This window comes from Streptomyces sp. 3N207, assembly GCF_052246355.1.
In the GTDB taxonomy this organism is placed as follows: Bacteria; Actinomycetota; Actinomycetes; order Streptomycetales; family Streptomycetaceae; genus Streptomyces.
Genome location: NZ_JBQQBV010000003.1, coordinates 206,146 through 218,924 on the forward strand (window position 1 = coordinate 206,146; position 12,779 = coordinate 218,924).

Sequence of the window (12,779 nt, forward strand, 5' to 3'; positions counted from 1 at the left end):
TGAGGGAGCCGGTTGTCGAGGACGAGGGAGCCGCAGCGTGCGACCTAGGACAGGCGTGAGCGTCGGGGTGGTCTGCGCGCTGGCGCTGAGCGCGGGATGTTCCGGCGGGGACGGGGACCGCCCGGGGGACGGGCCCTCGCGTAAGGGCGGAAGTTCACCTGCGTCCTCGTCGGCACGCGCGGCACCGGCCAAGGGTTCCGTGCAGGTGGTCAAGACCCTCACGACCGGCCTCAAGAGCCCCTGGGGGCTGGCTCCGTTGCCCGGCGGTGATCTGCTGGTCTCCTCGCGGGACACCGGGAAGATCCTGCGTATCGACGCCGACAGCGGCAAGAAGACGGAGGTCGGCTCCGTGCCGGGGGTGGAACCCGGCGGCGAGGGCGGGCTGATGGGGCTGGCCGTCCCGCCGGACGGGGCACAGGCGGGGAAGATGGTGTACGCGTACTTCACCTCCGCCTCCGACAACCGCATCGTGCGGATGGTCTACGACGCCAAGAAGGAAACCGGCGACCAGCTGAGCGCGCCGGACACCATCCTCAAGGGCATCCCCAAGGGCCTGCTCCACAACGGCGGGCGGATCGCGTTCGGCCCGGACAAGATGCTCTACGCCGGGACCGGCGAGTCCGGCGACGGCGACCTCGCCCAGGACAGGAAGTCGCTGGGCGGCAAGATCCTGCGGATGACGCCCGAGGGCGAGCCGGCCGGGCACGGCAACCCCGAGCCGGACTCGGTCGTCTACAGCTGGGGGCACCGCAATGTGCAGGGCCTGGACTGGGACCGCGAGAAGCGGCTGTGGGCCTCCGAGTTCGGGCAGGACACCTGGGACGAGCTCAATCTGATCGAACCGGGCAAGAACTACGGCTGGCCGGACGCCGAGGGCAAGAGCGACGACAAGCGCTTCCGCAACCCGCTCGAGCAGTGGCGCACCGCCGAGGCGTCCCCCAGCGGGCTGGCCGTCGTCAAGGGTTCGGTGTGGATGGCCGGGCTGCGCGGCGAGCGGCTGTGGCGTATCCCGCTCAAGGGCGCGGAACCCGCAGCCGCCCCCCAAGCGTTCCTGAAGGGAAAATACGGACGGCTCCGAACGGTCGTCGCCGACCACGGCACCGGTGGCGGCGACGGGCTCTGGCTGGTCACGAGCGAGACGGACGGACGTGGCTCGCCGGAGAAGGGGGACGACCGCATCCTGCGACTCAAGGTGCGCTGAGGATGGTCAGATGTTCAACCTGATAGAGGAGCTGTTCTCGCCGAGCCGCAAACACTCGGACGACGAGCAGCGGCGGCTGGAGCACACCCGGGTCCAGGAGGGCAGCAACGACCCCGGCAAGGGGCCGATCGATCTGGCCTCGGGTCAGGTGCTCATCCGTCCACCCGGGCAACGGACCGTCCCGGAGGAGGCGGAGCCGGAGCCGGGGAGGGAGCCGGAGCCGGCCGCGGAGCTGTCGTCGTCCCCGGTTCCGTCGTCGTCCCCGGTGCCGCAGAGCTGAGCCCGTTCGGGCTGACCAGCCGCAGCCGGAACGCCATCGCCGCCGCCTCGCCGCGCGTTGCGACGCCCAGCTTGGCGAGGATGTTGGAGACGTGCACGCTCGCCGTCTTCGGGGCTATGTACAGCCGCTCGGCTATCTGCCGGTTGCTGCGGCCCTCGGCGACGAGTTCCAGTACGTCGCGCTCGCGCCGGGTGAGCCCGAACGACTCGGCCGGGTCGGCGGGCGGTGCGGGCGCCGCCTGTGCCGGGGCGTGCTCCGCCGCTCCCCGGCCGTCGCCGGGCCCGTGGTCCAGTGCGATCCGCGCCCGCAGCGCGAGCTGTTCGGCCTCGGCCCGCAGCGGCGCCGCGCCCAGGCGCACGGCCGTGGAGTGGGCCTGCCGCAGCAGTTCCTCCGGGGACCGCGAGCCGCCCCGTACGCCTGCGCCCTCCAGCAGCGCCTCGGCCCAGCGCAGCCGGGCGCGGGCCAGCGGACAGGGCCGTCCCACCGGTTCCAGGGCCAGCGCCGCCGCCTCCCACAGCTGCGGCTCGCTCTGCCCCGCCGCCCGCGCCAACTCGGCCTCCACCAGCAGCCCGTACCCCTCCCACACCGGCGCGGGCCGGGGCAGCCGGCGGGCCGCGTGGCGCAGTTCGGACAGCACCTGGTCCCGGCCCTGCTCGGCGTCCGGCAGGCCGCGGAGCTCCGCCTCGTAGGACGCGGCGGCGTACAGCAGCGCCCAGGCGTACGGGTGGGCGCCCGGCGGGAAGCCTTCCGCGAGAGCGGCGGCCAGCTCGGCGCGTGCCTTCGCCGTCTCGCCGTGCTCGGCGGCCAGCGTCATGGTGAAGTACCGCAGCGCCACCACCTTCTGCGGCTCGTTGGCCGGGGACGAGCCCATGGTGGCCACCGCCTCCTCGACGGCGGCCTCCAGCCCGGGCAGATCGCCCCGTTCGCGGGCCAGCCGGGCGCGGAGCAGCGCGACCCAGGCGCGTACGTCCGTGACGCGCGCCGCGCCTCTGGCCCGGTCCAGGAGCTCGGCCGCGCGCTCCCACTCCCCCGTCGACAGCAGTGCCTCGGCCTGCCCCGCGAGGGCGCCCGCATAGGAGTTGGGGCGGTTGCGCTTGCGGGCGACGCCGGCCGCGCGGGCGGCCTCCTCGGCGGCCTGCGCCGAGCGGCCCACCGCCTCCAGCTTGACGGCGATGTTGATGGCGGCGCAGGTCATCACGGATGTGACCCCTGCCTGGTCCGCCTCGTCCCGGGCCCGGGCCAGCTCGGCGAGACCCTCCTCCAGATCGCCCGATTCGGCGAGCAGGGTGCCCAGGGTGACCCTGGCATCCAGCTCGATGGCGGTGGCGCCCACCACCCGGGCCAGCTCGACCGCGCGGACGGCCGTCGCCAGCGCCTCCCGCCCGGGACGGTGCACCATGCCCCAGCTCGCGGCGCTGGAGAGCACCTCCGCATGAACGGCGGAGGGCGGCAGTCCGCGGACCAGCTCCTGCGCCTTGGCGATCTGCGTCCAGCCGTCGCCCTTGCCGGTGTCCTCCAGCAGCATCCCCATGCGCAGCTGGAACCAGGCGCTGGTGAGCGGGTCCTTGGTCTCGTCCAGCCGGGCCAGCGCGCGGCGGGTGAGGACCTTGGCGCGTGCCACGTCACCGCTGATCCGGGCGGCGACGACGGCCTCGGCAAGCACCTCGATGAAGTGCGGCGGCTGGGAGAGACAGTGGGCGCGGGCATCGCCCGGAGGGTCCACGGCGGGGAACGTACGCGGGATACGCAGCGCAGGCAGCTCGGCCCGGGCTTTCTCGGGCACCTCGTCCCACAACTCGATGACCCGTTCGAGCAGTTGGTGCTCCTCCGCGTACGCGTGCCGGTACCGGGCCTCGACCGAGGCGGAGAGCGCCGCGGGCAGCGCCCTGGCGGCGTCCCGGCTGCGGTGCCAGTAGTGTGCCAGGCGGGCCAGCCGCTCCTCGGCCCGCACCAGTGACGGGTCCGCCTCCAGTGCCTCGGCGTAGCGGCGGCTGATCCGTGCCAGCTCGCCGGGGAGCAGATCCTCGCGGACCGCCTCGCGCAGCAGGGCGTGCCGGAAGAGATAGCCCGAGCCGTCCTCGGTGGGCCGCAGCACATTGGCGCCGACCGCCGAGCGCAGGGCTTCCAGCAGCGCGTCCTCGCCCAGCCCGGCGACGGCGGCCAGCAGTGCGTGTTCCACGGCGGAGCCTCCGCCCGCGGCGAGCCGCACCACATGCTGCGGCGACTCGGGCAGCGCTTCGACCCGGACGAGCAGCAGATCGCGGAGCGAGTCGCTGATGACGCAGGCGGCCTCGGTGGCGGTCAGCTCCTCGACGAAGAAGGGGATGCCCTCCGAGCGGCGGAAGATCTCCTCGGCCAGCTCGCTCGCGGGCTCGGTGCCGTTGATACCGGTGATCTGGTCGCGTACCTCGGCGCGGGTCAGGCGCGGCAGCTCCAGATGGAGGACGGTACGCAGCCGGTCCTGCTCGGCGAGGAAGGGGCGCAGCGGGTGGCGGCGGTGGATGTCGTCGGTGCGGTAGGTGGCCAGCAGCACCAGCCGGCAGGCGCGTACGGACCGGAAGAGGTAGCCGAGGAGTTCGCGGGTGGAACGGTCGGCCCACTGGAGGTCTTCGAGGGCGACGACGAGGGTACGGTCGGCGGCCAGCCGCTCCAGCAGTTGCGCCGTCGCCTCGAAGAGCCGGGCACGTCCGCCGTCGGCGCCGTCGTCGTACTCCTCGCGCTGCGGCGCCACCGGTCCGGGCACCGCCAGGTCGGGGAGCAGCCGGGCCAGTTCGGCTTCGCGGCCCTCGGCGGCAACTGCCAGGGCCGAAGGCGGCACGGCGCTGCGCAGGCCGCGCAGCGCCGTGGTGAAGGGTGCGAAGGGGAGGCCGTCGGCGCCCAGTTCGAGACAGCCGCCGAGAGTGGTGACGCAGCCCGCCGCCCGGGCCCGTTCCAGGAACTCCTCCAGGAGCCGGGTCTTGCCCACGCCCGCCTCGCCGCCGAGGAGCAGCGCCTGGGGCGCACCCGTGCCGGCGGATGCGAGGGCCTCGGTGAGGGCGGCCAGTTCGCCGGTGCGGCCGACGAACACGGGGCTGACAGTGGTTTGCAGGGGCACGCCGCTCAGCATCGCATCCGGTACCGACATAGGGCACCTGCCTTATTCGCGGCTTTCCGGCTTTCCGGCTTCCGGTCGACGGTACGGACGGTCAGGCAGCCGGTACCCACATCGGCTCGTCGTCGTCCCGGTTCCGGCGTCCGCGGCCGAACCAGGACCGTGCGCCGCGGTCGCTGCCCGCCTGCTCCCGGCGGGCCGCCTTGGCGGCGCGGACCAGCCGCTGGTGCTCGGCCTCGCGGCGCAGATCGTCCATGCGGAGCTGGTGTTGGCCGTGGCTGAGGTCGTACAGCATGACAGTGGCCCCCTCGGGGAGTGGTGCGGAATGCGTGCTCCCACACTGCTTCCTGAGAGGGCCCCGCCACATCGGGCAACTGCCCAGTCCTTGGGGCGGAGGGGCCTTAGGGCGTGCCCGGCATGGGGGGCAGGAAGGGGCGCCCCCTCCCCCGCACAGTTACTGGCCGGGTGCCGAAGGCGTGGGCACCTCGGGCTGCGCTGCGAACAGGTCGAAGTACATACCGCCGGCGACGACGAGGCCGATCACACCGAGCAGCACCCCGCCCAGCGAGACGGCCTTGACCCAGCCGCGGGCCTCGGGCCGACCGCTGAGCGTCGCCAGGAGGAGACCGCCCACCACGACGGCGAGCAGGGCGAAGATCCCGTTGACGACGGCAGCCGCGTGCCAGGGAGCGCCGTAGACGGAGTTGACCTGGTCGGCGGCCGAGCCGCCGGAGCCGCCCTGGGCGCCGCTCTCGATCTGGCCGATGAGGCTCTTGCGCTCGCGCAGCATCTCGCTGAAGGAAGTGCCGGTCAGCGAGGCGAGGCCGAGACCGGCGCTGACGACGGCGACGGCGCCGCCCGCCCAGTCGCTGCGCCGGTCCTTCGGGGACTCCAGGGTGTCGAAGTCGGCGTCGTCGTACTCGTCGTCGACGGCGTCCTCGGGCTCCTTGCCGACGTTCACCGCGGGCGCGTCGCGGGCCGTCGTCCCGTCGGGCTTCCCTTCGGCCTTCCCGTCGTTCCCGTCGGGCTTCTCCTTCGTCGTGGCCGCCTCTTCGGTCGGCTCGTCGGCGAGGGGCTTCTCAGTTGCGGTCTGCGTGTCAGTCGCGGTCTGCGTGGTCTTCGTGCTTTCGGTAGCCATGGGCGGCCACCGTAGGGGCGGTTTCTGAGAGACCGATGAGAGACCCGGTGCGCTGGTTGACCAGTGGTACGTCGGCGAGTTCCTCGGCACCGTCCTCATCGCTGGTGTCCGGCTCGATGCTCAGCCGCGGCAGCCGTCGGTCCAGCCACTTCGGGAGCCACCAGTTGGCGCCGCCGAGCATATGCATCAGCGCCGGCACCAGCAGCGTACGCAGGACGAACGCGTCCAGCGCGACCGCGGCCGCCAGCGCGATGCCGAACATGGCGATGAGCCGGTCGCCGCTGAGCACGAAGCCGCCGAAGACGGAGATCATGATCACGGCAGCGGAGTTGATCACCTTGCTGGTCTCCGAGAGCCCCACTCGCACCGCGCGTCTGTTGTCGCCGGTCAGCCGCCATTCCTCGTACATCCGGCTGACGAGGAAGACCTGGTAGTCCATGGACAGCCCGAAGAGCACCGAGATCATGATCACGGGCAGGAACGGCTCGATGGGGCCGGCGCTGCCCAGGCCGAGCAGTTCGCTCCCCCAGCCCCACTGGAAGACAGCGACCACGATGCCGAAGGCGGCGGCGACGGCCGCGATGTTCATGACAGCGGCCTTGACCGGGATGCCGATGCTGCGGAACGCCAGCAGGAGCAGCAGACAGCCGAGCCCGATGACCACGCCGCCGAACAGCGGCAACTTGCCGACGATGATGTCGGCGAAGTCGTCGTGTCCCGCGGTGGTGCCGCCGACCAGGACATCCATGGTCGAGCCGTCCTCGGCCTGCGGCAGCACGTCACTGCGCAGCCGGTCCACCAGTTCGGAGGTCGACTCGGACTGCGGGGAGGTGTCGGGCACCACGGTGATCACGCCGGTGTCGCCGCTGCCGTTGAACTGAGGGCCGCTGACCTCGGCGACGCCCGGAGTGCTGCGGATGTCGTCCCGCAGGTGGTCGAAGGCGAGCTTGTCGCCCGCGCCGTCCAGCTCGCCGACCAGCGTGAGCGGCCCGTTGGTGCCCGGGCCGAAACCGTCCGCGAGCATGTCGTACGCCTTGCGGGTGGTGCTGGCGGACGGATCGTTGCCCTGGTCCGAGGTGCCCAGGTGCAGCCCGAGCGCGGGCAGCGCGAGCACGGCCATCAGCACGGCGGCGACCACGCCCAGCAGCCTGGGGTGCCGCTCGACGAAGGCCGACCAGCGCATGGCGAAGCCCGTGGGCTGGTCGGGGCGCGGACCGTGCTCGGTGAGCTGCCGTCGCTCGCGGCGGCTGAGGGCACGCATCCCGATGAAGCTGAGCAGGGCCGGCAGCAGCGTGACGGAGGCCGCCACGCTGAGCAGGACGGTCAGGCTGGCGGCTATAGCCACTCCGTTGAGGAAGTCGAGCCGCAGGATGAACATGCCCAGCAGCGCGATGCAGACCGTGGCCCCCGCGAAGACGACCGCGCGCCCGGAGACCGCCACCGCGCGGCGGGCGGCCTCGGCCACCGGCAGCCCGGCACGCAAGCCCCTTCTGTGCCGGGTGACGATGAACAGCGCGTAGTCGATGCCCACGCCCAGTCCGATGAGCATGCCCAGCATGGGCGCGAAGTCCGCGACCGTCATCACCTGGCTGAGCAGCCCGATGCCGGCCGCGGCTGTGCCGACGGCGACAACGGCGTTGATCAGTGGCAGCGCCGTGGCGGCGAGTGAGCCGAAGGCGAGGAAGAGCACGACGGCGGCTGCCGCAAGCCCGATGGCCTCGGCGAGGTGCGCCTTGGGAGCCTCGGCGACCGCCACGCCCGAACCGCCCGCCTCGACCTGGAGGCCGAGACCTTCGTCGGAGGCACCCTGGATGGTGTCGACGACGCGCTGCACCTTCTGCTCGCCGAGCTCGTCGGTGGGTTTGGCGAAGCTGAGGTCGGCGTAGGCGGTCCGGCCGTCCTCGCTGATCTGCCCCTCGCCCTGGGGCACGTAGGGCGACTGCACGGAGGCGACGCCGGGCAGGTGCGCGACCTCCTCCAGCGTCTCGGTCATCCGCTCCTGGACGGCGGTCGCGCGCACACTCCCCGTGTCCGTACGCCACACGATCGTGTCGCTGTCGCCGCCCCGGTCAGGGAAGGCGCTCTCCAGGCGCTGCGCCGCCCGGCCGGATTCGGTGCTCTGGGCGCCGTAATCGTCGGAGTAGGAGCTGCCGATGAGTGATGAGGCGGTCACGGCACCGGCGAGGGTGACGAGCCACAGCAGCAGGACGAGGAGGCGGCGCTTCAGGCACCAGCGGGCAAGAGCGGTCACGGGCGTTCGCCTGCTTCCCGGGTGTCGTACGGGCATGGAAGGGGCGCGGCGTCCCCTGTCCGCCGCAGCTGGGGGGCCTCCCGGCCGGAGGCGGGGAGGAGGGGTCCGAGGCAATCGAGCACCTCGCCTCAAGGACCGCGCTCTTCGCAGCGTGCCATCCCGAAAAGATCGATTGTGGCCTTTGTGGCGATACCCACAATGCCCATGGCCCCGCGTATCCCCCCGTAATCGGGCCCTCACGGCGTAACCGGTCTTTTACTACTGAAGCGGACGCGGAGGGCTGTCGCGGCCGGATGTCGGGGAACGCGCCTGGTACCGGCGTCGCAGGTACCCATAGGCTGTGGGCGCTGTCCGACGGACGCACGGCGTCGGTGGGGCAGCCGAACGCAGGCCGGATGGCTGGAAGCACGCACCACACGGGATGGGGGACGGTCGTTACGTATGCCCAGGGAATTGCAACGCGGCCACAAGGCCAAGATCAGTGATCTGACGGCGGGCACGGATCTGTACGTGGGTGTGCAGATCGCCGGAGCGGGACTCTCTTTCGACATCAGCTGTTTCGGGCTGGACGGGCAGGAACAGCTCTCCGACGACCGCTACTTCATCTTCTTCAACCAGCCCAAGTCGCCGGAGGAATCCCTCCAGCTCCTCGGGGCACAGGCCGGGGACACCGAGTCCTTCCGGGTGACGCTGGACCGGATTCCCCCGCAGGTCCAGCGGCTGTCGTTCACGGCGACGCTGGACGGCGCCGGGCAGATGTCGCAGGTCGGCCCCGGTTACATCCGGATCGTGGCGGGCGGCGAGGAGGTCGCCCGTTACCCCTTCGACGGCTCGGAGTTCAGCACCGAGCGTGCCGTGATGCTGGGCGACATCTACCGGAAGAACGACATCTGGCGGTTCGCCGCGATCGGCCAGGGCTTCGACGGCGGCCTGGACGCGCTGCTGAAGAACTTCGGCGGCGAGGTCCTGGAGGACGAGGAGCCCGAGCCCCAGCAGGCCGCGCCTGCGGGTGGAGCGGCGCCCGGCTTCGCACCGCCGGGAGGGGCTGCGGCGCCGCAGCAACCCGCGCCCGGGTTCGCCCCTCCGGCCGCGCCCGCGCCACAGCAACAGGCACCTCAGGCGCCGCAGGCTCCGGCCCCAGCTCCGGCGCCGGCCCCAGCTCCGGCTCCGACCCCCGCCCCGCAACCGCAGCCGACGACGCCGGACGTCCACGGTGCACCCACCATGGCCGCCCCCGTCCTGCCGCAGCACGGCGGCCAAGTTCCCCCGCCGCAGCCGGCTCCGCAAGCCCCGCCGGCTCCGCAAGCCCCCCAGGCACCGCAGCCGCCCCAGCAGCAGCACCAGCCGCCGCAGCCCCAGCAGCCGGGCCCGCCCGGGCCTCCCGGCCAGCAGCTCTCCAACCCGTTCGCCCAGCAGCCGCCCGGCGGCTACGGCGCCCCGCAGGCACCGCAGATCCCGCAGGGCCCGGCGGCAGGCATCGGCGCGGTGCTCCAGAAGTTCCACGAGGTGCCGACGGGTCAGCGCTGGACCCTGCAGAACCCCTCCCTCGTCCGCGCGGACATCGGCATCGACGGCCAGCCGGTGCTCGCCAAGCAGGGCAGCATGGTGCTCTACCAGGGCAAGGTGGACTTCTCTTACAAGGGCGCCGGCTTCACCGGGCGCGTGGTCGGCAACGCGACCGGCCAGGAGATGCAGCTGATGCGGTGCAGCGGCCGCGGTCAGGTCTTCTTCGCCGAGAACGCCGCGCACGTCCACCCGGTGGAGCTGCAAGGAGACGCGCTCTGCGTCTCGGCCGAGAACGTGCTCGCGTTCGACGAGTCGCTCCAGCACGAGGTACGCCGGATCGAGGGCCACGGCATCCCCGGTGGCGCACTGTTCACCATGCAGTTCACCGGCACCGGCACGGTCATCGTCAAGACGCAGGGAACCCCTGTCGTCCTCCCGGTCACCCCTACGACGTTCGCCGACGCGCAAGCCGTGGTGGCCTGGTCGGCGGCGGCCCAGGTCGTCGTATCCAGTCAGGTCCGGCTGCACCGCAACGCCTATCCGGGGCACAGCGGGGAGACCGTGAACCTCCAGTTCCGGGGCGCGCCCGGCAACTTCATCGTCGTCCAGCCGTACGAGGTCTAGGGGGAGCCCGTCATGAACCAGCCAGCAGCACTCGCGGGCTTCGCGCCCGCTCCCGTGGCAGCCCGCATGGAGAACCACGGGCCGCACATGGTCAAGGTGGCCATGCAGTCGGGCCAGGACCTGTTCGCACGGCCCGGCTCGATGGTCGCCTACGAGGGCTTCGTGCAGTACGAGGCCAATCCGCCGGCCGTCCGCCAGATGGCTTCGCAGTGGCTGACCGGCGAGAAGAACCCGCTGATGCTCTGCCGCGGCGACGGCCTGCTCTATCTGGCCGACTACGGCGCCGACGTGGTGTGCGTCAACCTCGCCGAGGAGTCGCTGTCGGTCAACGGCACCAATCTGCTCGCCTTCGACGCGCATCTCCAATGGGGCGTCGAGCGGGTCAAGGGGCTCGCCAAGTTCGCGGGCCAGGGGCTCTTCAACGTCGGTGTACGCGGCACCGGCTGGGTCGCGCTCACCTCGCGTGGCGCCCCTGTGGTCGTGGACTGCGGGCGCGGCGAGGACGAGACGTATGTGGACCCGGACGCGCTGGTGGCCTGGTCCAGCGGCCTGAAGATGAAGAGCAAGCGGAGCATGAAGGCCGGTGCGCTGATCGGCCGGGGCAGCGGCGAGGCGTATCAGATCGCCTTCTCCGGGCAGGGCTTCGTGGTCGTCCAGCCGAGCGAGGACAGCACGGACCGCATCCGGGTCCGGGGCTGACGGGGGAAGGAGAACAGCCGTGCAAAGTTCGCTCTTCGGATACGCCGAGGTCGCCACGGAGGACCGCTACGCGGTGCAGAACCCGCAGCTGCTGCGGGTGCAGTTGACCGGGCACGACGATGTACTGGCCCGCAAGGGCGCCATGGTCGCCTACCAGGGACTGCTGGAGTTCGACGCCGAGTACCAGGGGCAGAGCCGGCGCCGCGGCCCCGCCCGTGAGCAACTGCCGCTGATGCGCTGCTCGGGCCAGGGGACGGTGTTCCTCGCCAACCTGGCGCAGTTCGTGCATGTGGTGGACGTCGAGCGTGACGGCCTGACGGTCGACGCCTCCTACGTCCTGGCCATGGACTCCACCCTGCACCACGAGATCATCTCCGTGGACAGCCAGTTCGGGATCTCCGGCACCGGTGCGTACAACCTCAACATCACCGGCCAGGGCAAGGTCGCGCTGATGACCTCGGGCCAGCCGCTGCTGCTGAACGTCACCCCGGACACCTACGTCAACGCCGACTCCGACGCCGTGGTCGCCTGGTCCAGCGGCCTGCGCGTGCAGATGCAGGCCCAGACCTCCTCCCAGGGCGTCTGGCGCCGCCGCGGCAACACCGGCGAGGGCTGGGAGCTCTCCTTCATGGGCCAGGGCTACGCCCTCGTCCAGCCCAGCGAACTGCTCCCGCCGCAGAACGCCCAGATCGGCGGCGGCGTACGCGCCCAGTACGGCATGGGCCCCCAGGGCTCCCACGGCCAGAACCAGGGCAACATCTTCAGCAACTGACGGCTGACGGCGCCTGGATGGAAGCGAGTCCGCGAACTGGAGCGGGTGGAAGGGATCTTCCGCCCGCTCCAGTTCCAGTGCTCCCACGGGCCGCCGCATGATCGCACCCTGACCATCTGTGGGGCGCCGATGTGGTGCGCCTCGTAGCCCGGCGCCAGGGGTCGGCTGCCTCCCTCTCCGCTGTGCGCGCCGGGGCCTCCTACGTTCAGCCGATGTCCAGCACCGCCTTGCCGTGCAGTCGGCGTCCGAGGAGGAGATCGACGGCTTCGGCGGCCTTGTCCAGCGGGCCGCGCCATGCCGTCCCCGGGTCGAGGGTGCCGCTTGCGACCTGTTCCGCGAGCCAGGTCAGGTCCCTGGCGAGCTCGCGGCACTGCAGCAGATGGAAGGTGACGATGGAACGGTCGTGACGGCCGTTGTCCCCGTACAAGGCGCCGTGCGGGAAGTGCTCGTCGTCGCCGCCCGCGTGACCGACCACGACCAGGGCGCCGCCCGCGGCCAGCCGATCGTACGCCGCGACCAGTTGCCGGCCGCCGACCATGTCCACGATGCCGTCCACCGGCGCACCGGCGTCGGCGGGGGCCGCCACCACCTCGTCAGCGCCGAGTGCGCGCAGCGCCTCCGCGTGCTTCGCGGGGTTGCCGGTGACGGCCACGACGTGGGCTCCGCCCCTGCGCGCCAGCTGCACCGCGTACCGTCCGACTCCGCCCGTCGCGCCGGTGATCATGATCCGCCTGCCGAGCAGCGGGCCGGTGCGGAGCAGGGCGTTCAGGGCGCTGGCGCCCGCGACGGGGATGGTGCTGATGGCGCCCAGGTCCGCACCCTCGGGGACGGCACCGATCAGGGCGGTGTCCACGGCGCGGAGCTCCGCCCAGCCGCCGTCTCCCCCGAGGGTCACCACATGGGTGCCGGCCGCCGGTCCTGAGCCGTCGGCGGCGGCGCGTTCGACGACACCTGCGGCATCCCAGCCCAGGACCGTGCCCTGCTCGGCGGCGCTCGGGCCGAACTTCACCTCTCCATGGTTGAGGGAGGTCGCCGTCACCCGGACCAGCGCCTGATGCGGTGCCGGGGTGGGGTCGGGCGCCTCACCGAGGCGGAGACCAGCGGGTGCGGAAGGGTCGACAAGCAGGGCTCGCATGGCAGGGGTACCTCCGGTCGGGCGCGGTCGCGCACAGCACGCGGCCGCTTCACCGGCAATAGTGCCACTGAGTGGCACAAGC

At 72.1% G+C, this 12,779-nt stretch carries 9 protein-coding genes and 1 pseudogene; 5 read left to right on the forward strand and 5 right to left on the reverse strand.

The genetic code is table 11. From position 1 onward, the window contains the following. The first annotated feature begins 37 nt into the window (after window positions 1-37). Window positions 38-1,201: a PQQ-dependent sugar dehydrogenase gene (locus ACTWP9_RS06420; protein WP_443244994.1), complete on the forward strand. Its 1,164-nt coding sequence runs from the start codon at window positions 38-40 to the stop codon at window positions 1,199-1,201. A 10-nt stretch (window positions 1,202-1,211) separates the two neighbouring features. Then, window positions 1,212-1,298: pseudogene (locus tag ACTWP9_RS06425) on the forward strand (DUF6191 domain-containing protein); the annotation flags it as partial. 55 nt (window positions 1,299-1,353) lie between these two features. Here the strand turns inward: ACTWP9_RS06425 and ACTWP9_RS06430 are convergent. The 4 genes from ACTWP9_RS06430 to ACTWP9_RS06445 form a co-directional block, all read right to left on the reverse strand. Then, window positions 1,354-4,605 (reverse strand): helix-turn-helix transcriptional regulator, encoded by a 3,252-nt coding sequence (locus ACTWP9_RS06430; RefSeq protein WP_443244995.1) that lies wholly within the window; start codon window positions 4,603-4,605, stop codon window positions 1,354-1,356. Window positions 4,606-4,666: 61 nt separating this feature from the next. Then, entirely contained in the window at window positions 4,667-4,867 is a 201-nt protein-coding gene (locus ACTWP9_RS06435) for a hypothetical protein (RefSeq protein ID WP_443244996.1), read from the reverse strand. Window positions 4,868-5,026: 159 nt separating this feature from the next. Then, window positions 5,027-5,710, reverse strand: a complete 684-nt coding sequence (locus ACTWP9_RS06440) for a hypothetical protein (RefSeq protein WP_443244997.1) — start codon at window positions 5,708-5,710, stop codon at window positions 5,027-5,029. After that, window positions 5,670-7,961 (reverse strand): MMPL family transporter, encoded by a 2,292-nt coding sequence (locus ACTWP9_RS06445; protein ID WP_443244998.1) that lies wholly within the window; start codon window positions 7,959-7,961, stop codon window positions 5,670-5,672. The genes ACTWP9_RS06440 and ACTWP9_RS06445 overlap by 41 nt, the downstream gene beginning before the upstream one ends. Window positions 7,962-8,402: 441 nt before the next feature. Between ACTWP9_RS06445 and ACTWP9_RS06450 the strand changes: the two genes are divergently transcribed. From ACTWP9_RS06450 to ACTWP9_RS06460, 3 genes are read left to right on the forward strand one after another with little or no spacing between them, the layout of a single operon-like run. After that, a complete protein-coding gene (locus ACTWP9_RS06450; protein ID WP_443244999.1) occupies window positions 8,403-10,091 on the forward strand; it encodes a TerD family protein in 1,689 nt (562 codons plus the stop codon). Window positions 10,092-10,103: 12 nt separating this feature from the next. Next, complete coding sequence (locus tag ACTWP9_RS06455) at window positions 10,104-10,790, forward strand: AIM24 family protein (protein ID WP_443245000.1); 687 nt, start codon at window positions 10,104-10,106, stop codon at window positions 10,788-10,790. 19 nt (window positions 10,791-10,809) lie between these two features. Further along, window positions 10,810-11,562, forward strand: a complete 753-nt coding sequence (locus ACTWP9_RS06460) for an AIM24 family protein (protein WP_443245001.1) — start codon at window positions 10,810-10,812, stop codon at window positions 11,560-11,562. Window positions 11,563-11,767: 205 nt separating this feature from the next. Here the strand turns inward: ACTWP9_RS06460 and ACTWP9_RS06465 are convergent, their stop codons facing one another. Continuing rightward, complete coding sequence (locus ACTWP9_RS06465; RefSeq protein ID WP_443245002.1) at window positions 11,768-12,697, reverse strand: zinc-binding dehydrogenase; 930 nt, start codon at window positions 12,695-12,697, stop codon at window positions 11,768-11,770. Between the last annotated feature and the right edge of the window lie 82 nt (window positions 12,698-12,779).